This window comes from Bacillus sp. FSL M8-0350 (assembly GCF_038593345.1).
Taxonomy (GTDB): Bacteria; Bacillota; Bacilli; order Bacillales; family Bacillaceae; genus Bacillus; species Bacillus safensis.
Window position 1 is genome coordinate 3559442 of the sequence record NZ_CP151985.1, and the last position, 23636, is coordinate 3583077.

At 41.6% G+C, this 23636-nt stretch carries 22 protein-coding genes; 7 read left to right on the plus strand and 15 right to left on the minus strand.

All coding sequences use genetic code 11. The features are described from left to right. Positions 1-278 precede the first annotated feature (278 nt). Entirely contained in the window at positions 279-2705 is a 2427-nt protein-coding gene (locus NSS80_RS18565; protein ID WP_317221761.1) for a S8 family serine peptidase, read from the plus strand. A 320-nt stretch (positions 2706-3025) separates the two neighbouring features. On the opposite strand, the gene NSS80_RS18570 is transcribed toward NSS80_RS18565, so the two are convergent. From NSS80_RS18570 to NSS80_RS18580, 3 genes are all read right to left on the minus strand, one after another. Then, complete coding sequence (locus NSS80_RS18570; protein ID WP_034281300.1) at positions 3026-4030, minus strand: LLM class flavin-dependent oxidoreductase; 1005 nt, start codon at positions 4028-4030, stop codon at positions 3026-3028. A gap of 54 nt (positions 4031-4084) precedes the next feature. Further along, complete coding sequence (gene nfsA, locus NSS80_RS18575; protein ID WP_041115419.1) at positions 4085-4834, minus strand: oxygen-insensitive NADPH nitroreductase; 750 nt, start codon at positions 4832-4834, stop codon at positions 4085-4087. 110 nt (positions 4835-4944) lie between these two features. Beyond that, positions 4945-6156, minus strand: coding sequence for an FtsW/RodA/SpoVE family cell cycle protein (locus NSS80_RS18580; RefSeq protein ID WP_041115417.1), 1212 nt, complete (start codon positions 6154-6156; stop codon positions 4945-4947). A 469-nt stretch (positions 6157-6625) separates the two neighbouring features. Here NSS80_RS18580 and NSS80_RS18585 point away from each other — a divergent pair, with 469 nt between their 5' ends. Further along, positions 6626-6889, plus strand: coding sequence for a spore morphogenesis/germination protein YwcE (locus NSS80_RS18585; RefSeq protein ID WP_008345491.1), 264 nt, complete (start codon positions 6626-6628; stop codon positions 6887-6889). A 77-nt stretch (positions 6890-6966) separates the two neighbouring features. Here the strand turns inward: NSS80_RS18585 and qoxD are convergent, their stop codons facing one another. From qoxD to NSS80_RS18625, 8 genes are all read right to left on the minus strand, one after another. After that, positions 6967-7347, minus strand: coding sequence for a cytochrome aa3 quinol oxidase subunit IV (gene qoxD / locus NSS80_RS18590; RefSeq protein ID WP_012011667.1), 381 nt, complete (start codon positions 7345-7347; stop codon positions 6967-6969). 1 nt (position 7348) lies between these two features. Beyond that, positions 7349-7966, minus strand: coding sequence for a cytochrome aa3 quinol oxidase subunit III (gene qoxC, locus NSS80_RS18595; RefSeq protein ID WP_041115415.1), 618 nt, complete (start codon positions 7964-7966; stop codon positions 7349-7351). Then, positions 7966-9924 carry a cytochrome aa3 quinol oxidase subunit I gene (qoxB, locus tag NSS80_RS18600; RefSeq protein ID WP_024423835.1) on the minus strand — a complete coding sequence of 653 codons (1959 nt, stop codon included), beginning with the start codon at positions 9922-9924 and terminating at the stop codon, positions 7966-7968. The genes qoxC and qoxB overlap by 1 nt, the downstream gene beginning before the upstream one ends. A gap of 27 nt (positions 9925-9951) precedes the next feature. Then, positions 9952-10908, minus strand: a complete 957-nt coding sequence (qoxA, locus tag NSS80_RS18605) for a cytochrome aa3 quinol oxidase subunit II (protein ID WP_087977856.1) — start codon at positions 10906-10908, stop codon at positions 9952-9954. Between the two features lie 517 nt (positions 10909-11425). Further along, positions 11426-12508 carry an aminopeptidase P family protein gene (locus NSS80_RS18610; protein ID WP_342498381.1) on the minus strand — a complete coding sequence of 361 codons (1083 nt, stop codon included), beginning with the start codon at positions 12506-12508 and terminating at the stop codon, positions 11426-11428. A 12-nt stretch (positions 12509-12520) separates the two neighbouring features. Then, positions 12521-14032 carry a UDP-glucose--hexose-1-phosphate uridylyltransferase gene (gene galT / locus NSS80_RS18615; protein WP_041115411.1) on the minus strand — a complete coding sequence of 504 codons (1512 nt, stop codon included), beginning with the start codon at positions 14030-14032 and terminating at the stop codon, positions 12521-12523. A gap of 35 nt (positions 14033-14067) precedes the next feature. Next, on the minus strand, positions 14068-15060 hold the full coding sequence (gene galE / locus NSS80_RS18620) for a UDP-glucose 4-epimerase GalE (RefSeq protein ID WP_041115409.1): 993 nt from the start codon (positions 15058-15060) through the stop codon (positions 14068-14070). Continuing rightward, positions 15060-16247, minus strand: a complete 1188-nt coding sequence (locus NSS80_RS18625) for a galactokinase (protein WP_317221760.1) — start codon at positions 16245-16247, stop codon at positions 15060-15062. The genes galE and NSS80_RS18625 overlap by 1 nt, the downstream gene beginning before the upstream one ends. Before the next feature lie 175 nt (positions 16248-16422). On the opposite strand from NSS80_RS18625, the gene NSS80_RS18630 reads away from it, so the two are divergent. Further along, positions 16423-17268 (plus strand): AraC family transcriptional regulator, encoded by an 846-nt coding sequence (locus NSS80_RS18630; protein WP_024423841.1) that lies wholly within the window; start codon positions 16423-16425, stop codon positions 17266-17268. A 34-nt stretch (positions 17269-17302) separates the two neighbouring features. Here the strand turns inward: NSS80_RS18630 and NSS80_RS18635 are convergent, their stop codons facing one another. Together NSS80_RS18635 and NSS80_RS18640 are read right to left on the minus strand one after the other, a co-directional pair. Beyond that, positions 17303-17560 carry a hypothetical protein gene (locus tag NSS80_RS18635; RefSeq protein ID WP_041115405.1) on the minus strand — a complete coding sequence of 86 codons (258 nt, stop codon included), beginning with the start codon at positions 17558-17560 and terminating at the stop codon, positions 17303-17305. A gap of 26 nt (positions 17561-17586) precedes the next feature. Beyond that, the gene (locus tag NSS80_RS18640) at positions 17587-17970 is read right to left on the minus strand and encodes a GtrA family protein (protein ID WP_012011676.1); all 384 of its coding nucleotides are present in this window, start codon (positions 17968-17970) and stop codon (positions 17587-17589) included. Between the two features lie 454 nt (positions 17971-18424). On the opposite strand from NSS80_RS18640, the gene NSS80_RS18645 reads away from it, so the two are divergent. From NSS80_RS18645 to NSS80_RS18655, 3 genes are all read left to right on the plus strand, one after another. Beyond that, on the plus strand, positions 18425-18565 hold the full coding sequence (locus NSS80_RS18645) for an anti-repressor SinI family protein (protein ID WP_008345506.1): 141 nt from the start codon (positions 18425-18427) through the stop codon (positions 18563-18565). A gap of 305 nt (positions 18566-18870) precedes the next feature. Further along, positions 18871-19560 (plus strand): class I SAM-dependent methyltransferase, encoded by a 690-nt coding sequence (locus NSS80_RS18650; protein ID WP_317221759.1) that lies wholly within the window; start codon positions 18871-18873, stop codon positions 19558-19560. Next, on the plus strand, positions 19553-20221 hold the full coding sequence (locus NSS80_RS18655) for a glycosyltransferase family protein (protein ID WP_317221758.1): 669 nt from the start codon (positions 19553-19555) through the stop codon (positions 20219-20221). The genes NSS80_RS18650 and NSS80_RS18655 overlap by 8 nt, the downstream gene beginning before the upstream one ends. Before the next feature lie 251 nt (positions 20222-20472). On the opposite strand, the gene NSS80_RS18660 is transcribed toward NSS80_RS18655, so the two are convergent. Both NSS80_RS18660 and NSS80_RS18665 read right to left on the minus strand, forming a co-directional pair. Further along, positions 20473-20757, minus strand: a complete 285-nt coding sequence (locus NSS80_RS18660; RefSeq protein ID WP_041115399.1) for a hypothetical protein — start codon at positions 20755-20757, stop codon at positions 20473-20475. Next, positions 20747-21874, minus strand: a complete 1128-nt coding sequence (locus NSS80_RS18665) for a Rap family tetratricopeptide repeat protein (RefSeq protein ID WP_144496442.1) — start codon at positions 21872-21874, stop codon at positions 20747-20749. Before NSS80_RS18665 ends, NSS80_RS18660 begins: the two co-directional genes overlap by 11 nt. 1100 nt (positions 21875-22974) lie before the next feature. On the opposite strand from NSS80_RS18665, the gene NSS80_RS18670 reads away from it, so the two are divergent. After that, on the plus strand, positions 22975-23553 hold the full coding sequence (locus tag NSS80_RS18670) for a hypothetical protein (RefSeq protein ID WP_317221757.1): 579 nt from the start codon (positions 22975-22977) through the stop codon (positions 23551-23553). Positions 23554-23636: the final 83 nt, after the last annotated feature.

The following is a 23636-nucleotide window of genomic DNA, read 5'->3' on the forward strand; positions in this document are numbered from 1 at the left end:
TTTATCCACATATCAACACCCCCTTACTAGATTTTGTGTATGTAAATTTTTTATTTTCCATATATGTATCTGAATAATTGAGTTATCAACAGACATTTGTGAATAAGTGCGACTTTATAAACAAAATAGTTCTTTATAACTATGTAAAATAAGACCATTTTAGTAAAGGAATTGTTTTCAACGTATTGAATACTTAATAACGGGCAGTGAATCTTTCCTATTTATCCACAAAAAGAAAGGCTATCTCCCTAAAAACACAGCTAGAAAGGGGAAAATAAATGAAAAAGGTAATATCTCGTTCTTCTGTTCTATTGTTCTCCACTATTTTTATTTTATCCACATTCTTTACCGGTCAACAGGCTGCTGCTGCTCCATCTAACAAAAAGATGGAACTAGAAAAAGCAGAAATCTTCGGTGAAATCAATGTCAACTCGAAAAAACAAACCACTGTCATTGTTGAATTAAAGGAAAAATCCTTAGTTGAAGCCGAGCAAGAAGGCGAATCACAAACAAAGGCCTCCCTCAAAAAATCTCGAACAAAAGTAAAGAACGCAGCACTCAAAGAGGTAGATAAAGCGAGTGTTCGTCAAGAATATGAAAAAGTTTTCTCTGGTTTCTCTATGAAACTTCCTGCAAACGAAATCCCGAAGCTGCTCGCAGTGGATGGAGTAAAAGCCGTTTATCCGGATGTTACATATAAAACCGATGAAGTGAAAAAAGAAAGCATCCAGCTTCCAAACGAAGATGTCTCCCCGCTTATGGATAAAAGCGCTCCATTTATCGGTGCACCAAAAGCATGGGATGCCGGCTATTCTGGAAAAGGGGTCAAAGTCGCAGTCATTGATACTGGAGTAGACTATACCCACCCTGATTTAAAAGGAAACTTCGGTTTATACAAAGGCTATGATTTTGTTGATAATGATTATTCTCCGCAAGAGACACCTAAAGGAGATCCTAGAGGCGAATCCACAGATCACGGCACACACGTTGCAGGAACGATTGCGGCAAATGGACAAATTAAGGGGGTCGCAAAGGATGCCACGCTTCTTGCATACCGTGTACTTGGACCAGGTGGATCTGGAACAACTGAGAACGTTCTTGCAGGCATCGACCGGGCTGTTACTGACGGAGCAGATGTCATGAACCTCTCTCTTGGAAACAGTGTCAATAACCCTGATTATGCAACGAGCATTGCACTTGATTGGGCCATGTCTGAAGGCGTTGTCGCTGTGACTTCGAATGGAAACAGCGGTCCGAACAGCTGGACAGTCGGTTCTCCCGGCACGTCAAGAGAGGCCATTTCTGTCGGAGCAACTCAGCTTCCGTACAGCCTTTACAATGTGAAATTCCCGAACTATTCTACTGCAAAAGTCATGGGCTACTACCAAGAGAGTGATTTAAAAGCGCTTGACCAAAAACAAGTCACACTCGTCCAAGCAGGAATCGGTGACGAAAAGGCGTTTGAAGACATCGATGTTAAAGGAAAGGTGGCCGTAATTGAACGTGGTGCCATTGCTTTTGTGGATAAAGTGGACAATGCAAAAGCCGCTGGTGCAATCGGCGTTGTGATGTATAACAATACCGATGGAGAAATCCCAGTCGACGTACCAGGACTCGCACTTCCTACGATTAAGCTGTCAAAAGCTGAAGGAACAGCGCTTATTAAAGCCATTGAGGCTGGAAACGATACAACGGCTTTCTCCATTCAATTTGTCAAGGAACTTAGTGAGCAAGTCGCTGACTTCTCATCCCGCGGACCGGTTGTGGATACGTGGATGATTAAGCCTGATCTATCAGCACCTGGCGTCAGCATTGTGAGTACGATCCCAACGCATGATCCTTCTCAGCCTTACGGATATGGCTCTAAGCAAGGAACAAGTATGGCATCTCCACATGTGGCAGGAGTTGCAGCGATCATCAAACAAGCAAAACCATCGTACTCAACTGAACAAATCAAAGCATTGCTGATGAATACAGCAGAAAAACTGTTTGACGCAAATGGCAGCCCATTCCCTCATAACACACAAGGAACAGGCAGCGTTCGAATCATGGAATCACTTCAGGCGTCTTCTATCGTTTCTGATGCGAGCTATTCTTACGGCACTTTCTTAAAGGAAAAAGGCGTTCAAATCAAAACGAAAAAATTTAAGGTAGAAAACCTTTCAAAAGCACCGAAAACGTATACCATTGATTACAAATTCAATGGCAGCGGCATTAGTACAAACGGAACGAAAAAAATCACCGTCAAAGGGAATTCCACTGGATCCTTTACTTCCGCAGTACAGGTGAATTACGGAAAAACCAAAAAAGGGACGTACCAAGGCAGCATAACCCTTCGCGAAAATGGCAGAAAGATCACAGAAATCCCTACCCTATTGATTGTGAAAGAGCCTGATTATCCGCGCGTCACTTCTGTTTCCGTAGAGCCGGACAATCGTGCTGGAAGCTATGTCATTAGCAGCTACCTGCCTGGCGGTGCTGAGAACCTTGCATTCCTTGTCTTCTCGACCGATGGAGAGTATTTAGGTGAAGCTGGTGTTTATCAACATGTTGATAAAGGAGAACACCGCGTAAAATGGAATGGCACAATCAATCAAGGCCAGAAGCTTGAAGCTGGTGAGTATACAATGCTTGCGTATGCAAGCTTGAAAGGAAAATCAGATACCGTACAAACGAAGGAAGCTTTCGAAATTTACCCTGAATAAATGTGAATCACAAGAAAAGCCTTGTATGAGCGGATAAGCTCATCAAGGCTTTTCGAACATATATGGAGGAAAGAGAAACTCATGTTGATATTGCTATGGATCGTTTCTTTTTTTACTGCTTTTTTTCTGACGATCACCTTGGTTTATTTTCTAACCTTTTTACACACGAAGCAGCCTCGTCCTTTTCATCAAGCATGCGAGCTGTCTGTTTATACTTCCTGTATCTACCCGCTCAGCCTGCTCGTGTCAGCCGCCTTCTTCCTCACCATGATACTCCTTTTCCCCTTGTACTGGCTCCGCAGGCGATAAATATACATACGTTATGCATCAAAGGCTTCTTTTAATAAACGATACGATGTGAGCCGGTCTTGCATGTGATGTGTGATGGTCACAGCGATCAATTCATCTGTCCGATAAGCCTTCGCGAGTGCGGTCAGCTGCTCTTTCACAGATGCTGGCGTTCCAACGACCATCCTTTGACGATTAGCAGCCACTCGTTTTTGTTCATATGGACTGTAGGAATACGACTGTGCCTCTTCATATGAAGGAAAGCCTTCAAGATTCAGCCCTTGTTCATTGGCAAGTAAAGATAAATCTAAGCTGACAGCCAGTTTTTCTGCCTGCTCCTCTGTTTCGGCACATAAAACAAAGACTGCCAGACTGACACGCGGCTTTTCACCGAATACTGAAGGTTCAAATCGGTTGATATATTGCTCCACAGAGTCTTCTCCGCCTTCACCATTAATAAAAAGCGCAAACGTGTAGCCTGCACCTGCTTTCGCCGCAAGCCTTGCACTCCCTCCAGAAGAACCAAGCATCCATACTTCTGGCGCGGTCTCTACCTTCGGAGAAGCAGTCAAATGAGGCAGCGGGTAAAATTCATCCGCTAGATCATGTAAATAGACCTTCAATTCCTCTACCTGCTCAGGATACTGGTCGCCTAGACGCTTTCGCTCACCATGATGAAGGGCAATGGAAGAAATGGGCATACCACCAGGGGCACGTCCAATCCCAAGATCGATTCTGCCGGGAGCCAGCGCTTCGAGAACCCTGAAGTTCTCTGCTACTTTATAGGCACTGTAGTGGGGAAGCATGACGCCGCCAGAGCCAATGCGGATGTGCGACGTAACAGCTGATAAATGCCCGAGGAGCACCTCTGGACTCGATCCTGCAAGCCGGTTTGAAAAATGGTGCTCTGATACCCAAAAACGGTGATAGCCCCACTTTTCCGCCTGCTTCGCCAGTTCAACCGTCTGCTTCAGTGCTTCAGCAGGTGTTGCGTCTCCAATCAAAGGAGATTGATCCAGTATACTTAATTTCATCATGCTGCACCTCTTACAGAAATCCCCCTCTCTTAAATGGAAAGGGGGATTTCTTATTTATTTTCGATTAAAGCCCTTCTCTTTCACAAATTCTCCAAGGAAGGCACGCTTTGGCTGACTAAAGCCTCTCAGCATCTGCTCAGACCAAGTATCTTTTCTATCGCCATTTGTTCGTTCTTCATAATATGCCGAAATACGATCGTCGTATTCTTTTAAATAACGATCCACATGCGCTTCATCTTGCTGATATGAATTTTCATGATAGATGAGTTCAACAGGCAGCCGTTCCTTTTGTGACGACTGATTAGCTGGATGGCCAACAGCCAGACCGAATAACGGCAGCACATAAGATGGCGTTTCAAGCACTTCAGAGACTTCTCTCAGCTGATTACGCAGTCCGCCAATATAGCAGATCCCAAGTCCCATTGATTCTGCAGCAACACTGATATTTTGTGCAGCCAATGCCGCATCGATGACGCTAATGAGAAAGGCTTCCGTGTTCTCAAACGCCTCCTGATGATTCTTCCCTGCTCTTTTTGCAATATGATCATGGCGTTTCAAGTCTGCACAGAAGACAAAGAAATGCCCATTCTTCTCAACGTAAGGCTGATTCCCAGCCAGTTCAGCAAGCTTGGCCTTCTTCTCCTGATCTGTCACCCCAATAATACTATACGCCTGTACATAGCTTGATGTCGAAGCAGCCTGTGCACTTTTGATCAGTGTCAACACCTCTTCTTCTGTCAAACGCTCGTCTGTAAACGAACGGATGGATCGATGATTTAATATGGTTTCTATCGTTTTGTTCAATTCGAAGACCTCCTTCACTTCTTCTATCATAAGGCAAAGACATAGGGCTTTTCAAAAATGAAAACTCGCATAAAAAAAGACAGCCTATACTTAGACTGCCCTTACCCGTTTTATTTAAATAAATAACTTTGATATTTCGTTAATTGAACGCTTGCGTTATAGGCGATCCCGAATCCAATGAGAACGGACAAGACAGAGCTTCCTCCAAAGCTGATAAATAAGAGTGGAATCCCTGTTACAGGCATCACGCCTATGTTCATGCCAATGTTCTGGAACGTATGGATTACAATCAATGCTGTATATCCTACGCAGAAGAATGACGCAAATCGGCTATAAGGATGGATACGGTCAATCAGTACGACAAGCCGGTAAATCAAGAAGAAGAACATGATCACAACAAACGCACAGCCAATAAAGCCAAAGGCTTCACCTATAATGGAGAAAATCATATCCGTTTGTGCTTCAGGAACGTAGACCTTTAAGTTTTTAATGCCATTCCCAAAAATTTGCCCTGCACCAATGGCCATAATCGCCTGCTCTACTTGATATTTATCAGATCCAGATGCATCCTGCGTCTGTGCTTGGTTGGCTGTCGAAGAACTATCAGGCAGCCAAGCGGTAATCCGGTTGATCTGGTACTGCTGGATGCCTATTGTTTTCGCAAAATCAGGGAATAAGATAATCACAGCTAAAACAGAAGCAACTAAAAGCACAACCACTGAACCGATGAGAGAGATCAGTTTCCAATTGATCCCTGATAAAAACACCATCACCACAACAATAAACATACAAACAGCCGCAGTCCCTGCATCCTGCAAGAAGATCAGTCCAACTGGTACAGCTGCCACCCCGGCAATTTTTAATAGAAGGAAAATATCATCCTCTAATGTCCGCTTTCCTCTAGGTGTAGACTTTCCAATGACAGATGCAAGCATCATAATCAAACCAATTTTCATGAACTCTGAAGGCTGAAATGTCCCTATTCCAGGTAACACAAACCAGCTTTTTGCACCATTTTTGATTGGAGCAAAATCATGACCTCCGATTTGTGCAGGAGCAACCTTCAGAAAAAGTAACAGCAGGATGCCGCCTATAAAAATATAGAGACTTAGCTTCTCTAATTGCTCCAAATCAAAGTAATTTATGGCAACAATACATATAACTCCGACCATGTAGTAAATAATCTGTCTGGTCCATGCATTAGATCCGTACTGCCCAAATTGACCCGCAGCATAAATCGCAATGACACTGATGGCAAAGAAGGCTAAAAATATAAAAATCAAATCTCCTTGATAGTAAGGAGATGTATTCTGCTTGTTCATGAACTAACCACCCTTATTACAAAACATAAAAGCCCTTATTTATATTAGATTGAAATTTTCACAAAATCAACTCACCTTAAATATGACGGAAGATACATCCGAAAGGTTCCATTCAATTTTCAAAAAATGAAATACTTTTCATCCTAACAATAGGAAAAAATCCCTCTATACACTTTTCATTCAATCGATCTCAAGTCCTTTAAAAAGTTTATTTTACAGATTTTAAGGGGAAAATTCAATGACCTATGTGGCGATATGACAAGTAAACATCAGATGAGATAAGCTGCACTGAGGAATAAAACCATTTTGTATGGAATAAGGCCCATTTTCCAATTATTACGTTTACTTCAAAGTCAATTGTGGTATAATACTTGTAACAAAATGTTCACAATATCTCCTAAAAACAGACACAATTGCATCCTGACCTCTCATTTGATTTGAACATCAACTTACAAAGGAGTTGGATACGATGGATATGTTCTTTGCGTACCTATGTATAGCAACGGCTACACCCCTGTTTTTATGGCTGGAAAACAGAAAGATTGCATTAGCATCTATTCCACCCATTATGATTATGTGGATTTTCTTTGGTCTTTACATGACAAGCAGTTTATCTCCAGCAGGACATACCTTCATGATCGCATTCTTTGCCATTAACGTGATTTTGGCTCACATTGCAGCGTTCCTCATCTACGGACTTCCATTCATTCGCAAAAGATTCAGCAGCAGATAGATATCGCCCAACTATTGGAAGCGTTATCACCATCATGATAAAAACCACTCACCTTCAAGAGATGAGTGGTTTTTTTATTATTTCTCTGAATGCTCAGACTGCTTTGGCGCAGACGGTGAATAACCGTCTTTACTGTTCTCTCCGTGGCTGTAGTGAGCCGCAAAGATCCAAACAGATCCGATGACGAAGATAATCGCACAGAACAGACCAAACAAAGTATTTCCGACTTGAACAGTTCCGTTCTCGCTCTCTGTCATGTGCATAAACATGAACAGCTGCAAGAATGCTTGAATGAACGCAAAACCAAAGATAATCCATAGTTTTGCGGAACTGCCAATTTCAGCTCCAATCGCAATCCAGAATGCTAAGACTGTCAGCACAATGGATAGGATAAAGCCAACTACGTGTTTCCAAGGGAAGTGTTCGTGCTCTGCTGAGGAATGTGTTTTTCCAGCCATATCACAAAAGCCCCCCTAATCCGATCAAGTAAACAGCTGTGAAGATGAAAATCCATACAACATCAAGGAAATGCCAGTATAGACTTGAGATGAAAATCTTCGCTGCTGTTTGTGGAGTTAATCCACGCTTTTTAATTTGGAACAAGATCCCGGTAATCCAGAAGATACCGATCGATACGTGTAATCCGTGAGTTCCTAAAAGTACAAAGAATGCAGACCAATACGCACTTGTATGGATGCTCGCACCTTCATGTACATAATGGAAGAACTCGAAAAGCTCAAATCCAACGAAGCCTGCACCTAGAAGCAGTGTGAGAATCGTCCAAATGACAACCCCTTTTGTACTTCCACGGCGCATTTCATGAACAGCAATCCCGCATGTAAATGAACTAACCAATAGCAGGAATGTCATGATCAATACAAGCTTCATATCAAACAGCTCAGCTGGTAAAACGCCGCCAGCTGTTCTGCCATGTAGAACAAAGTAGGTCGCAAAAAGTGTTGAGAATAACACGATTTCCGCGCCAAGGAATATCCAGAAACCAAGGATGTTTAAACGTCCGGTTTCAGAGCGATATTCAAGCGGTGCATTTGCATAGCTGCTATCATTATGTCCCATTACTTCTGCGCCTCCTTATTCTTTTTCTCTGTTTCAATGACTTCTTCAACAGGAATATAGTAGCCATCGTCATATTCGAATGAACGTAAAATCATCGTTGCGAATACACCGATTAAGCCAATAACGCCAATCCAGTACCATTCAAATACAAGACCGAATGCACCAAGTCCAAAGAATGCAGACATGATCAGCGGTCTGCCTGAATTGTGCGGCATGTGAATTTTCTTGAATTCTTTTTCAGGATGAACGTCCACATTGTTTTGCTTCCAATGATGGAATGCATCTGGTGTTGTCACTTCTGGAAGTGCTGCAAAGTTATAATGCGGCGGAATTGCAGAAGATGTCGCCCAGTCAAGTGTACGTCCTTCTCCCCAGCTGTCTCCAGACACTTCACGTTTTGAATGTCTCCAGCTGTAGTAAATGTTGTAGCAAAGGATGATGAATCCGATACCCATCATAAATGCACCAATTGTTGAAATAAAGTTGAGTGCAGTCCAGCCATCTTCTGGTCCATACGTATAGATACGTCTTGGCATTCCTTGCAGTCCTAGGAAGTACTGCGGGAAGAAACAGATGTTAAATCCGATCATGAATACCCAGAAGAACCATTTGCCGATTCTTTCGTTTAACTTGTAACCAAACATTTTTGGATACCAGAAAACAAGACCAGCAAAACAAGCAAATACAGTACCTGCGATTAATACATAGTGGAAGTGGGATACAAGGAAGTACGTGTTATGGTACTGGTAATCCGCAGCTGCCATCGCAAGCATAACCCCAGTTACACCACCGATTACGAAGTTCGGGATGAAACCAAGTGCCCAAAGCATTGGTGATGTAAAGCTGATACGGCCTCGATACATCGTAAAGAGCCAGTTAAAGATTTTCACACCTGTTGGTACAGAAATCGCCATTGTTGTAATCGAGAAGAATGAGTTAACCGCTGCACTGTTCCCCATTGTAAAGAAGTGGTGAACCCACACAAGGAAACTAAGAACAGAGATTGCCACAATTGATACAACCATCGCTTTGTAACCAAACAACTGCTTTCTTGAGAACGTCGCAAAAATTTCTGAGAAAATACCGAAAGCCGGCAGGATAACAATATATACCTCAGGATGTCCCCAAATCCAGAATAGGTTCGCCCAAAGCATCGGCATACCGCCTGCTTCGAGTGTAAAGAATGCAGAACCGAATAAACGATCAAATGTCATAAGTGCTAAAGCAACTGTTAGTACAGGGAATGCAAAAACGATGATGACAGACGTAATCAATGTTGTCCATGTAAACATTGGCATACGCATAAGTGTCATACCTTTTGTACGCATTTTTAAGATGGTCACCATGAAGTTAATACCTGTCATAAGTGTACCAATACCTGCAATTTGGAGCCCGAGCAAGTAGTAGTTCTGTCCAGGTCCTGGTGAGAAATCATTTCCGGCGAGCGGCATGTAACTCGTCCAGCCTGCACTTGGTGATCCTCCAATAACGAAGGAAATGTTGAACAGCATTGCTCCGACCATGAATGTCCAGAAGCTAAGGTTGTTCAAATAAGGGAATGCAACGTCACGTGCACCAATTTGAAGAGGAACAACGACGTTGATTAAACCAATTAAAAATGGCATCGCCATGAATAGAATCATGATCGTACCATGCGTTGTAAAGATTTCATTATAGTGGTTTGAATCTAAAAACGTATTATTAGGAAGCGCCAGCTGCGCGCGCATCATCAGTCCGTCTACCCCACCGCGGAAGAACATAATCACAGCAGCAAGGATATACATGATTCCAAGCTTTTTATGATCAACTGATGTCAGCCATTCTTTCCAGAGCCATTTCCACTTTTTAAAGTAGGTTAAAACAAACACGATGGCAATGGAGGTAAGAGCGATAGAAATTTGCGCACCAAGAATTAATGGGTCTCCAGTTACAAAAAACTCATCCCATTTTAAATGCATAACGGCCTCCTCCTTTCCTTAGTCAGTTTATTCTGTTTCTAATTTTCTTTTATAGTTCTTCACATTCTCGAAAGGATCTGTCTTGGAATGCGGAGAAACTGCTTGATAACCTAAACGTTTGCGTGCTTGGAGTGCATATTCAGAATCCTCTCCATGCTTTGCAAAGGATAAATGTGTTGATGAGAATGTCTGCACATCTGCAGCATCAGGAAGCATCAAGTAGTCATACGTTTTCTTCGTTAACTTTGGTGCTTCTTTCTTCGTTTTGTTTACCCATTTATCATAGTCAGACTGCGTCATCGCATTGACTTTGAATTTTTGCTGAGCAAAGCCCTCGCCTGTGAAGTTGGCGTTTCTTCCTTGGTATGTGCCTACTTCATCAGCTTGAAGATATTGTTCCATTTCCATTCCAGCCATCGCATACTTCTCCCCGCCTAGCTGAGGAATCCATAGTGATGCCATTGTATCAGCGGAAGTGATTTTGAATAAAACCGGCTGATCTTTTGGAATGTTTAAGTAGTTCACTGTCTCAATATTTTCCTCTGGATAGCTAAAGATCCATTTCCAATCAACAGCTGTCGCATAAACGACAAGTGGATCTTTATGGCTTGTTGCTTGAGGTGCCTCTTCCAAAGAGTAAATTGTTTTTACAGTTGGAATCGAAAGAGCAGCAACGATTAATATTGGGATCACTGTCCAGACAACTTCTAGAAGCGTATTCCCGTGTATTTCTGGGTTATAAGAGGCGTTTCCAACGTCCTTACGCTCACGGTATTTAACCAAAATGATGGTAAACAGTACAAATACCGCACCAACGATAAAGAGCATGAATCCGATAGATAAAAGGATTAAGTCTTTTTGTTGTGCTGCGACTGGTCCTTTAGGATCTAAAACAGCGATATTGCTGCAACCTCCTAATACAAAAACACTCACGAGCATCGCTAATAAAAGCATAGGTTTAATGGCTCTGAACAAGAAGATCACCATCCTTCCTTAAATAATGTATAAATTGCTGAATAATTGTGAAAAGCCATCTGCCTTCGAAAACTTTTCTTCCCTTTGTAATGCTATCAAAATCTGTTAGAGTTAGCTTCCCTTTTTTCAAAAGTTCATTTATTTTTCAACAGATTTCTTTTAAAATGTCATAAATTCGACATAAATTTATATTATTGCACACACAATAAATTTCTAGGATTTTGAAAAGTTGAGAGTTGAAGGCAAAGGACAAACAATCAAGAACTTTGTCAAATTTAGGTTTACCACAATAAAAAAGTTTGGTCAAATTTCAACTTAACTTAATGAAATTTTATCTAGGTAAACAATTTCAAAATAGGTATCCCCACATTTAACAAAAACCTTACTTATTTTAACGCAAGTTAACAAGAAAAGAAAGTATCGATCCTCTGACTATGCGCGTTAAGAATTGACAATTATGATGAATATGTGGAATCCCGCCAAATGACTTCCAGCAAAAAACCGGCTCAGCGCCGGCACTCTGCAGTTATTCCTCTCTCACTAAAATATCAGGGCGTCTATAGATGTCCCCTTCATGTTCAACATCAATGTATGTCCACTTGCCTGTATAGGTTAAAAAGCGGTTCCCCTCTTTCTCTACGACCATCGTATCCTCTGATTTCAATCCAGGCAATGAAGGATTCCAAGTAAAGACTTGATGCAGCTGAATTTCTTCCTTCGATGAGGGAACTGCAATGATTTCTCTAGATACAAAGCCCGTCTTTCCCCCTTGATGAAGCTTTTTCCAGCTATCAGGGAAGCCCTCTTTTTCATACTGAGCAATACCTGCTTTCAATACATCTCCCAATGTCTTACCAGGGCGCGTGGCAGCATTCATGACCGTGTCAATTCTTGCAAGCCGCTCTTTGTTCTCTTCAAGCTCCTTTGGAAGCTGACCGAAGTAAACAGACCTTGTGACATTCGCCACGAGTCCATGCCGTTCAGCGCAAAGAACAACAAGCGCATGCTTTTGAAGTTTTTTGTCTGTCGGAATTGGATGACGGTATTGATGAATCCGGTCATCTGTTGCTACAAGCAGCACTTCAATCGTCATTCCCTGCGCGATCGCTTTTTGAGCCGCAAGCGAAGCGATTTCGTGCTCCGTCTGTCCTGGAACGATTTCTTTACAAACACTCTCTACAATGACCGCTGTTTCATGACAAAGCGTTTCACATTGGCGGAGCTGTGATGCAGAAAGAATGGATCGAACTTGCGACAAATCCGGCTCGATCCATTCGAATCCATCCATTTGAATGTCTGACCCGATCCGTTTGTCTTTTGTGAGTGTTTGAATGTGTGCCGTATCATCCTCAAACCAATCCATCGTCACCACTTGAAAGGGGTGATCGATATACGCCATCTCTTCTTCAATGATCCGCTTTTCTTCCATTTGATTCACTATGAGGACGATGTCGTCTTTTAACACAAGCAGCTTGCACACGCCCTCTGGTGTATTTAACACGATGTGATTTCTTCTCCCTCCTGTCAGCCAGGAGAAGTTATTACGCTTTTGAATCAAGACACCGTCGAGCTGTTTTTCTTCCATTAATGTTCTTACTTGTTCAATCATCTAATCACCTGCCTATATGAGTGTATGAATGAAACGTTTAAAAGCTGTTTTCCCTTGCTCGGTTCTTTTAAACACACCCGCCTGTGAGAGAATACGAGAAAAAATCATACCGACTTCTTTTTGTAAAATAGTTTCTGTATTGTCCTCTGTAAAGGTATTCTCTTCAAGCAGACGCTTTGCCCATGTTTCGTGTTTCGTGATAGCAGGGCGGGCTTTGATTTCTTCAAGGGGGTTTTTGGATAATAGCACTTCTTTTAATTGACTTAATTCCTCTGCTAATCTACCAGGAAGAACTGCAAGACCCATCACTTCAATTAATCCGATATTCTCTTTTTTAATATGATGGACTTCTTCGTGCGGGTGGAAAATTCCATCTGGGTGCCGCTTGTTTGTACGATTATTGCGCAGCACTAGATCTAATTCATAGTCATCTCCATGGCGGCGTGCAATTGGTGTAATGGTATTATGCGGCGTCTCTCCTGTATGAGCTAGCAGCTCCACTTCTTCATCTGAATACATTTTCCACTCGTTTAAGATAAAGTCTGCAGCGTCTGCAAGCGTCTGCCGGTCGCTGCTTCGAAGGCGGATGACAGACATCGGCCATTTCACAATGCCAGCCCTCACATTCGGAAAGGCATTCAGAGAAAAGACCTCTTCCACCTCCGCTTTCGCCATCGGAAATTCATGCGCACCGCCCTGAAAATGGTCATGACTTAATATACTGCCCCCGACAATCGGAAGGTCGGCGTTCGATCCGATGAAATAGTGCGGGTATATATATATGAAAGAAAGCAATCGTTCAAAGGTCTTTTTGGTGATGCTCATCGGCTCATGTTCGCCTTTGAACACAATGCAGTGCTCGTTGTAATACACATAAGGTGAAAATTGTAGAAACCAAGATTCATCTGAGAGTGTCACAGGAATGATCCGGTGATTCTGTCTCGCTGGATGGTTGATGCGCCCCCCAAACCCAACGTTTTCTTTACAAAGGAGACAAAGAGGATATTGTTTTTGACTAAGCTTTTTGGCTTCAGCGATTGCTTTTGGGTCCTTTTCCGGCTTTGATAGATTGATTGTGATCTCCAGCACGCCATCATCTGTTGGTGTAAACCACTGCACATTTTTGGCGATTCTGCCTGTATGAATATAGTGTGCGTGCTGCTGCATTTCATAGAACCAGCTTGTAGCAACCTCTGGCCCTTCATGCTGGCGCTTCTCTTCAAACTTTGCGTAGATGACACTTGGAGGCGCCACCAAGCATCCCATGATTTTCGCATCTAGTAAATCGCGATACGTATCCGTCCCCTCAGGGATAAGGCCAGTCTCAACTGCCCAATCCAGCATCGGCATTAAGATGTCTTCAAGCTCCGCCTCCCCTGAGACTGTCCTTGGCTCAGCTTCATCCAGCCCAAGCACCTCAAGCAGCCGATTTCTCGTATAATCCATATCTAGTCGTGTGATCATCTCTTGATTGATCCCGTATTGAATCAGCTGTTCCAGTTTTTCAAAAATATCAACCGCCATTCTCTCTGTCCCCTCTCTTGCCTGCCTGTTATGCGTTATTTACTTTGGTAGCCGTCTGGATGCTTCTGAAACCAATCCCACGCACTTTGAATGATGGTGTGAAGGTCAGCATATTGAGGTGTCCACCCTAATTCTTGCAGCGCTTTTTCAGAAGAAGCAATCAGCTTTGCTGGATCTCCCGCGCGTCTGTCAGCGACCTGTGCTGGGATCGCATGCCCCGTAACGTTTCTAACAGCATCTACTACCTGCTTCACGGAGAAACCAGTGCCATTCCCTAAGTTGTATGTTGCACTTCCTTTTCCAGCACGCAGACGATCAACAGCTAAGATGTGCGCGTCTACTAAATCCATGACATGAATGTAATCCCTAATACACGTGCCATCCTCTGTCTCATAATCATCACCGTAAATCATGATCTGATCTCGTTTTCCTAAAGCCACTTGCAGAATAATCGGAATGAGATGTGTCTCAGGCTGATGATCCTCTCCGACAAGTCCTTCTGTATGAGCGCCAGCTACATTAAAGTAGCGAAGCACAACGTATTTCATTCCATATGCCTGCTCAGACCACTTCAGCATTTTTTCAATCGCTAGTTTCGTTTCTCCATAAGGATTGGTTGGATTCGTCTCATCCGTTTCAACGATCGGCACTCGCTTTGGTTCACCATATGTGGCAGCGGTTGAAGAGAAAACGATGTGTTTCACATCAAATTCATTCATCACCTGAAGTAAGGCTATTGCTCCTCCAACGTTGTTGTCATAGTACTTTAGCGGGTCTGTTACACTCTCGCCGACAAGTGAATCTGCGGCAAAGTGCATCACCGCTTCTATTTGATGCGTTTTGAAAACCTGTCTTAAAAAATCTTGATCTCGTAAATCTCCCTCTTCTAAAACAGCTCCCTCCAAAACGGCTTCTTTGTGCCCTGTCTGCAAATTATCCACTACCACCACTTGTTCACCTTTCGCTAAAAGAGCCGCTACCGCATGACTGCCAATGTACCCTGCTCCCCCGCACACTAAAATTGTCATTACACTTCCTCCTTCTTGAGTTCTCTTGCGCCGCCTCCAATTCCAGCTGTGTAAAAAGAGGCTTGAATGCCCGTCTTCTCTTGATAAATCGCTCCCGTTTCTTCTATAAACGATGCCAGCTGCTTTTCTTTCACAATACTGATCGTGCAGCCACCAAAACCCGCGCCCGTCATACGGGAGCCAATTGTTCCAGGATGGAGCCAAGCGGCTTCTGCCAGAGTATCCAGTTCAAATCCAGTCACTTCATAATCATTCTTTAAAGAGAGATGAGAAGCCTTCATAAGCGCACCTATTTCTTCCATTTTATCATCTTTCAGAAATTTGACTGCTTTTATGGTCCGCTCGTTTTCTGTCACCACGTGTCTTGCACGTTTGCGGCATGTTTCATCCTGAATCAAATGGGCATGCTCGGCAAATTCATCTGCCGTGAGCTCACATAAGTGGGCAAGGTCGATTTCTTCTCGTAAATCGTTTAAAGCTGATTGACACTCTGACCGGCGTTCATTGTATTTGGAGTCTGCCAGTGTCCGCTTTTTGTTTGTATTGGCAATGACAAGCGCCAGTCCCTCTTGCCGAAACGGACTGTATTGAAAATCAAGGGTATCGCAATTAAGCAAAATGGCGTGATCTTCTTTTCCAAGAGCAATTGAAAACTGATCCATGATGCCGCAATTGACGCCAATAAATTCATTTTCTGCACGCTGCGAAAGGAGGGCAAGACGGGCATTTGAAACGCCGAATGAATGCCATTCATTGATGCAGACGGCGGTGACAAGCTCGATGGAGGCAGAGGAAGACAGGCCTGCGCCATTGGGAATATTGCCGCCGTATACAATGTCAAAGCCTTCTTCTATCTTCATCCCTGCTTCAATAAACTGATTGAACACGCCCTTCGGATAATTCGCCCAGCCATCCGACTCTAAGTAAGCGATTTCAAAAAGGTCGAATTCTTTCACACCATCGCCATCAAAGTTCAAGGAATACATTCTCACGCGGCCATCTGACCGCTTTGCACATGCTGCATATGTACCGAGAGTGAGCGCACAAGGGAATACATGACCTCCATTGTAATCTGTATGTTCACCAATCAAGTTCACTCTTCCCGGGGCAAAAAAATAGCGAAGTTCTTCTTCTTTATCCCCAAATTGCTGGTGAAATGCCGCGCGTAACATATCGATCATATCCATTCCCCTTTTCTCATCTGATACTCTTATTTTAGTTGCCTGAACTGCGTAAGTTCAATGGTAAAAAAATCGTTAAAAAATACCCTTTTTTTGCTGTGAATGGTACGATGTGATATGAGGTGTAACATGATTCAAAATAGAAAAAGGTTGTTTTTTGCTGTGAAGGAGGTTTTCCAATTTGAAGAAGGAAGCATTTGCATTTCGTTTTCACCATTCTGATGTTACATTGCCGGCACAAATATGGTCTGTTGGCTGGGAGGTTCAATCATCTTCGTTATACAGCTGGAATGGCGTGGAGCGGAAGGATCAGGGCAAGTGCATCTTTCAGCTCACACTGTCTGGACACGGCATGATTGAAATCGGACAAAAGCGGTTCAAAGTCTTGCCGGGGCAGGCCTTTCTTGTGAAAAGTCCAAGTGCCTATCAATATTATTTTCCAGAGGACAGTGAGCATTGGGAATTTCTCTATTTGACGCTTTATGGGGAAGCCTGTGATCTTTGCTTTGACCAATTTATAGATCAAGGAAAGCAGGTCATGCGTTTTCATCCTCATTCCAAGCCGATCCGCCTGCTGAAGAAAATTTATGATGAAGCCAGTGAAAGACGGATTACCAATCCATTTGAGGGGTCTAGCCTTGCTTATCAATTTGTCATGGAACTGTATTCATATTTGCCAAAGCTTGAGGGACAAATGGAAAAATGGCCTGAGCCCATCGTCCAAGCGGCCTTGTTTGCCAGCCATCATTTTCACGAGGAAATTGGCCCAGACGATATGGCAGCTGCGGCACGTTTATCCAAAAGTCATTTTACGAGGGAATTCAAAAAGGCCACTGGCTTCACACCTATTCATTACTTAACCAATATCCGGTTAGAGAAGGCGGAAACATTATTAAAAACAACGAAATACTCAATTGAAGAAATCGCCATACAGTGCGGCTACCGAAATGCGAATTACTTGAATAAAGTCTTTCGAAAGAAAATCGGCATGTCTCCAAAGCAACTGCGGGAAACAAGCGATGCATAATAAAAAGCAGCCGCTTCATCATTGGCTGCTTCTTTTACGCTTTTGACAGATCAACATGAATTCTTCCTTGTTTTAAAACAATCGTCATTTGCGTATCAGGGGTCATTAAGTTTTCTAAAATGTCCGTTGCCGTTTGAAGCGCAATGTCCATTCGGTTGATCTTTTCCTTTTCTTGTTCCGAAAACGCTTCTGGATGTGCGGTCATTTCTTTGACTAGCCTCAGCACTTGTTCATGCTGCTTTTCTGTTTGTTGATATATGGCATCATATAAGTCGTCTGGCCTGCTGCTCATTTCACATCACCTATCTTTTTTATGTGTTAAATCGCATCTTCTTTTGTTTTCTTGAAGACGAACCACTTACTGGCGACATAATTGACCACCACAATCACAAAGTTGACGAGAATTTTTGCGACGGTTTCATTGAGCGCCATTTGGCTCACAAATAAAATCATCAGCCCCAGATCTACACCTAGAGACATGAGACGGACACTAAAAAATGAAGAAAGCTCACGCATGAGGCTTTTTGTGTCACGAGCCTTTTGCTTGAAGACATACTTCTTATTGGTGATATAAGCAAAGAGAACAGCAAATACCCATGAAACAACCGTAGCTGTTTTGTAATCCATGGAAAACATCTCAACGAATAAATAGAAGCTGACGATATTGACAATGGTTGTACACACACCCATCACAAGATACATGACAACTTCTTGATACTTTTGAAAAAGGCTATACATGTCTTTCTTCATTCCTTCTTGGTGGTTTCTGTTTCTTTTAGAATACCATCTTGAGAAGAACTTCCCAAACGAACAATATGTATGTCCGGAAAAGATGAAATTTGTTCTACTCGATGGCAAATGTCAACGCAATCGGTTTATATGAGTCAAATGTTTTAGGTCTTTATCATTATTTTAATTTATAATCTTTCAACTGACTTTACAATTGTTTATTATTAGAAGTAAGATTTCAATATTTATGGGTTTTTTAGTCATTTTTTTAGGGACGTGGTAGTGATAGATTTTACAAAATAGGTTAAATGTCATCATTTTTCGACAAAATTTATTTTGCGCTGTTTTCAACCACACGTACAGTTACTAGACGGTTTGTTCAAGTCATTGGTTGCAGTGAATATGTCTTATTGAACTGGAGGATATTATGGATACGCAAGTGAAAAGAAGAGTTGACGAAGAGTGGGTTTATTTGATTCAGGAAGCGAAAAAAATTGGACTAGGCATCGAAGAAATACAAGCTTTTTTAACATCCAACGGTGATCAGAAGATGATAAACAAACCGTAAATCAACGCCGTTATCCTTTGTCTTTCAGACTGCTTTGGCTATAAGTTCTGACCTGTCAATTGACCTTTTGAAAATCCTTTCATGACGATACGCTACAATAATTGAACACCTCTCCATACCAATCCCTTCCACTCAATGGGGTTCTGTCTTTCTATATTAGGAGGACAGTCCGTTTCCTGTTCTTTATATGATTCCTTTTTAGCCGCCATTCATGAAAATTGTCCTTCTCTCGTTATAAAACCAAGCTGCCCACCCATATATTAAGCATGAAAACAATGAGTTTAAAGCAGAAAGGTGGGTAGAGCGTGAGTTCAGGTTCCCTTTCGTATTATCACCAAAAAAAGGATCAGTATTATCATGGGGTAAACCCGGTCATCGTCAGCCGTATCCGCGCGGAATGGACGTCTTTGTTGGATATCGGATGCGGCACAGGCAAGCTTGGAAAAGTCCTGAAACAAAAGGGCCGGACCATTTATGGCATTGAGTCATTTGAAGATGCAGCAAAAGAGGCGGAACAAGAGCTGGATCATGTTCTCTGCGGAAATATTGAACAGCTGGCTCTCCCTTATCAACATGAACAATTTGACTGCATGATTTTCGGAGACGTCCTCGAGCATTTATTGGACCCTTGGGCCGTTTTAAAAAAGGTGAAACCCTTCCTTAAAAAAGAGGGTGCCATCCTGTCATCTATTCCAAATATCGGCCACATTTCAACGGTTTTAGAATTACTAGCCGGCAGATTTACTTATACAGATGCAGGGTTAATGGATCAAACACATTTACGTTTCTTCACCCTTCACGAAATACATGCACTCTTTCATTCAGCGGGTTTTCGCATTCGCGAATTCGAGGCCATTCGCGTACAGCATCCTTCCTATGCAAGCGTGTTGAATGATCTACATGAATTACTCATGAAACACGGCATTCGTTCTGATTTCCACGAGGCAGCTACAGCCTATCAATATGTGGTCGAGGCGGTTCCATTTCATGAGTAATCCGACGATTCTGTTTGTTTTATGTGTGAATGATGAATCGATGTTTCAAGCTTGCTTCCGGCAGCTCGCTTCACTTCCGTCCCCTCATGGATACCATGTGGAGGTCTTACCCATCAGACAGGCATCAAGTATGACCTCTGCATACAATGAAGCCATCACTCATCCAGCTCAGTTTAAATTTTATCTTCATCAGGATACCTTGATTGTCAAACAGCATATGCTGCTTGAACTCATCCCGCTTTTTTTACAAAACCCATCACTTGGCATGGTTGGAGTGATTGGAGCAGAAAGCGTGCCTGACAATGGAATTTGGTGGGAGAGTTCTGATTGCAGGGGAAAAGTCATTGAATATCGTCACGACACCTATCAGCTGCTTTCGTTTGAAAGAGGCCGTCAGCAGCCCGAAGCGCAAGATTATATCAAAGCTGCGGCCATTGATGGTCTTTTCATGGCGACGCAGTATGATGTGAAGTGGCGTGAGGATCTCTTTGATGGCTTTCATTTTTATGATGTTTCGCAGTCCTTTGAATTCACTCAGAAGGGCTATGAGGTTGGGATTGTGAGGCAAGAAGAGCCTTGGTGCATTCATAAATGCGGAGATCATTTTGATGCGGAAGCGTATGAAAAAGCGAGACAAACATTTCTTGCAAATTATCGATAGAAAGCACCCTTTTCGGGTGCCCAGAATGTAGAGAAACTCATGTTTTTCTACATTCTTTTTTATTTTCCACGTCATGATGTTAGGTGAGAATGGGTCTTTTGGTGCTTTTAAGATCTTGTGCAGCTTTCAAGAAAAGGACACGGAGCACATGCTTTCGGATCTGATTTGTAGAACCGATAACCTTTCCGGGAAAATAAAGCTGTCGAGATTTTCTCGACAGCCTGACAGACCCTAAAGGTCTGTTTGATTCATCAAGTAGATAATCTAGAATCACGTGTTCCAAAACGAATATCCGGATTTACACTAGAACGGGTTCCATTCCTCACAGCAAAATCGTTATCATGTTGAGATAAAGTTATAAGAGGGAAATCTTGAGTAGTAACGCTACTGCCTGTAGCATTTCTTACTGTCAGATCAGTTGATTCTGGAGAAGTAGCATTTCTTGAATTCACATCAAAATCGACAGATGATAATGAGATCACACCTAGCAATGCTGAAGCACTCAAAAAACCAGTAAGAACCGTTTTAAAATTCATATGAACAGTCGCCCCTTTGGATTTGTTTTCGGGCGTACATCACTTTTTCGTACATTTTTACAGATTCATCCATACGCCCATTCTCATTATAGTACCGAGCCGCTTCGAGCGCTAGGTCTTCTATGTATGGATAACCCCTCTCGTTCTCTAATTTTTCCAACGAGCTCAAGACCTCACTTAGGTTTGCTGTTTTTAAAAATAAATTTTCCAATACCATCAGCAACGATAAAAACAGATCATTTTTTCTATTCTTCGCTTCTTCCAAGCCTCTTTTGAAAAATCTTTCTCCCTCAATAAATTCCTTTTGACTCAAATGAAATAAAGATAATTCATAATAAACCAAAAGCAACTCTGTAGCATGAATAGGCTCTCCTTCAAGAATAACCTGATTAAAATAAGCTAGTGCCCTATTAAAATCACCTAATCCTTTATAACAACAACCAATATTAAATAATGACTTCACAATCATTGGCTTATTAGAAATTGCCTTAGATCTTTCTAAAGCTGACAATAAATGAGGAAGCGCCTTTTCTCTGCATTCAAAATCAATGAAATTACCTGCCATAACAGTTAGACAATTAATTTCTCGAATCATATAAAGTGAATTGCTCTTATGTGCCTTATAGGTATCATAAGAAAGACCAACGTAATACATAGACACGTGTGTCTGTTTCATGTGATAAAACACTTCTGATAATTTGTAGTAAAATTCCGCTCTTTCTAACTCATCCCCTACTTGCTCCAGGCGCTTTTCCGCGCGCTTATAGAACACAATAGCTCTAATAAACTCACCATTTTTGAATTCATACATTCCTTGAAAAAAATTAAAATAGTATTCAAGAATGGCTGACATCTTCTTTCCTTGTCCTTCTACAGCTTTCAAGTAATCCGATTTTTCAAGTGGTTCTTTAGAAGGCTGCACATAGTCTGTCATCAATTGGTGACGGAACTCCATCAGCTGAAAATAAAGAACCGCCTGTTCATCTTCTTCCATGACATCTATATCTTTTCTAATCTCTTCCCTTAGCATATGGGCCTCTTTAACATTGAATCTTTTTATATGCTTATACCATTCATTTATCTTGATCGCTACAACTGGAGACGGTATAGACGCCATCTACAATCCCCCCTAGAAAACCAATTTTTAATAAATGTTAGCACAATAATTACTAATAAAATCCTATTTTTCCATTCATATGTAAAGTTTTCGGCATGACGCAAACACTTTGTAAGCAAGTAGGACACAAGACATATCAATCTTTAGATGCTATCGCAGCAGTTAACGCATTTAAATCCCATATAAGCGTTCTTGAAGCATCACACTATGGAAATACCCGAGCATAAATAAAGGTGCTTAAAACGAACATGAACGCTCTTGGTGGTTTGAAATAGGCGCTATGTTTTTTTAGAAACAAAAAAAACAGGCTCTTTAGCCTGTTCTTTATTATCCAGTGATGACCATATTGATGAATGGGACACTCAGTAAAAAAGAAAACAACGGCAAAAACAACTTTATAACCCATCTCTTTTTTTTATTATTTTTACGTTTTATCATATAAACAGCAAAATATGAAGCACTAATTAACATCATCAATACTGGTATTACAGTCATCATAAATTCTCCTTAAATAAAAGAACCTATATTGCGGTCACCGCAACCCAAAAAGAAAATTTCCATCACATTACCAATTATCAAGAAATAAATGGTAGCATGAAAATATATCAAAGAAAGTGAGTGATTCTTATAAGTCCATGACTCCTATGCCTCATTATGCAACCATTTTTTTGACTCTCTTATGATTCCCCAAAATAGGAATCTGTATAGAATTACAATCAAGAAAAAAGTATAAACAAACTCAAAGGGAGAGAATGGTTCATAATCAATTATGTATGCATTAATAAACACTATTATCAAAGAAAACAATTCCATCAAAGAATCTATAAATCTGTTTTCTTTGAACACGTCCCTTGTCTTTTTGAAATTAAAGATGTCTTTAATTTCCCCGCTGGAAAGTCCTTTGATCAAACCTAGACCTATAAAATACACCCCAAAAGAAAACTCATAGGACAAATTAAAAATGTGTGTGATTACACAATAAATCAAAGTGAATAAGAATAAATACATTTTATTACTCTCCTTAACCTCTAAGTATTCCACCCCAATAGAAGGAAATATCATGTATGCGTTACCCAAAAAAACAAATAGGAGTGGTACGTATGTTTAAAAAATTTCTAGTAATGTTATGTGTGCTTACTATTACATTTGGTTTCTCTTCTCCAATGATTAGTCATGCCAGTCAAGGTAATAATGAGACCCCTCCAGTCAGTGTAGATAAAAAACAATTGGAATTAGCAGAGAAACTATCTAATTACTTCGAATTAGATAAGGATGGAAATACTCATTTTACAGCTGATAAAGGAACCCTTATGGAAATGGGAATTTCAGAACACGACAGTCAACTAATGACTTCTATGAAATCAGAAGAATTTAGCTTTGAAGAGAATGAGAAAAAAGGTGACATGCAGGCTTATGGTTTTGTAGGTCTACACCTCAAATTAGGACCGAAAGTTAGAAGCATGAACGCCATAGTAGCAGGTGGATTTGCAGCCGGATATATCGGTTGGTACACAAGCAAAATTGCTGCTGCTGGACCATGGGGTGCCGGAGCCGCTGCGGCTATTACTGCTGGAACTTCTGGTGCGGTTGCATGGGCAGTTAAAAACAAATATAAGAAAGTTGATGTAGGCGTAAATATTATGTTTGTCGACTTAGCATATACTGTAAAAATACCTTAAAAATTACTGTTAAGCAACAATAAATAAAAAAAGCAGGCTCCAGTAAGAGCCTGCTTACTCTTAATATAAGACTTCAACACAAA

Excerpts from the sequence above, each read along its gene's own strand:
- NSS80_RS18565 (WP_317221761.1), top strand. The coding sequence starts at position 279 with ATGAAAAAGGTAATATCTCGTTCTTCTGTTCTATTGTTCTCCACTATT.
- NSS80_RS18570 (WP_034281300.1), bottom strand. The coding sequence starts at position 4,030 with ATGATGAAATTAAGTATACTGGATCAATCTCCTTTGATTGGAGACGCA.
- NSS80_RS18580 (WP_041115417.1), bottom strand. The coding sequence starts at position 6,156 with ATGAACAAGCAGAATACATCTCCTTACTATCAAGGAGATTTGATTTTT.
- NSS80_RS18585 (WP_008345491.1), top strand. The coding sequence starts at position 6,626 with ATGGATATGTTCTTTGCGTACCTATGTATAGCAACGGCTACACCCCTG.
- qoxD (WP_012011667.1), bottom strand. The coding sequence starts at position 7,347 with ATGGCTGGAAAAACACATTCCTCAGCAGAGCACGAACACTTCCCTTGG.
- qoxC (WP_041115415.1), bottom strand. The coding sequence starts at position 7,966 with ATGGGACATAATGATAGCAGCTATGCAAATGCACCGCTTGAATATCGC.
- qoxB (WP_024423835.1), bottom strand. The coding sequence starts at position 9,924 with ATGCATTTAAAATGGGATGAGTTTTTTGTAACTGGAGACCCATTAATT.
- NSS80_RS18610 (WP_342498381.1), bottom strand. The coding sequence starts at position 12,508 with ATGATTGAACAAGTAAGAACATTAATGGAAGAAAAACAGCTCGACGGT.
- galT (WP_041115411.1), bottom strand. The coding sequence starts at position 14,032 with ATGGCGGTTGATATTTTTGAAAAACTGGAACAGCTGATTCAATACGGG.
- galE (WP_041115409.1), bottom strand. The coding sequence starts at position 15,060 with ATGACAATTTTAGTGTGCGGGGGAGCAGGGTACATTGGCAGTCATGCG.
- NSS80_RS18625 (WP_317221760.1), bottom strand. The coding sequence starts at position 16,247 with ATGGATATGATCGATATGTTACGCGCGGCATTTCACCAGCAATTTGGG.
- NSS80_RS18635 (WP_041115405.1), bottom strand. The coding sequence starts at position 17,560 with ATGAGCAGCAGGCCAGACGACTTATATGATGCCATATATCAACAAACA.
- NSS80_RS18640 (WP_012011676.1), bottom strand. The coding sequence starts at position 17,970 with ATGTATCTTGTGATGGGTGTGTGTACAACCATTGTCAATATCGTCAGC.
- NSS80_RS18645 (WP_008345506.1), top strand. The coding sequence starts at position 18,425 with ATGGATACGCAAGTGAAAAGAAGAGTTGACGAAGAGTGGGTTTATTTG.
- NSS80_RS18655 (WP_317221758.1), top strand. The coding sequence starts at position 19,553 with ATGAGTAATCCGACGATTCTGTTTGTTTTATGTGTGAATGATGAATCG.
- NSS80_RS18660 (WP_041115399.1), bottom strand. The coding sequence starts at position 20,757 with ATGAATTTTAAAACGGTTCTTACTGGTTTTTTGAGTGCTTCAGCATTG.
- NSS80_RS18665 (WP_144496442.1), bottom strand. The coding sequence starts at position 21,874 with ATGGCGTCTATACCGTCTCCAGTTGTAGCGATCAAGATAAATGAATGG.
- NSS80_RS18670 (WP_317221757.1), top strand. The coding sequence starts at position 22,975 with ATGTTTAAAAAATTTCTAGTAATGTTATGTGTGCTTACTATTACATTT.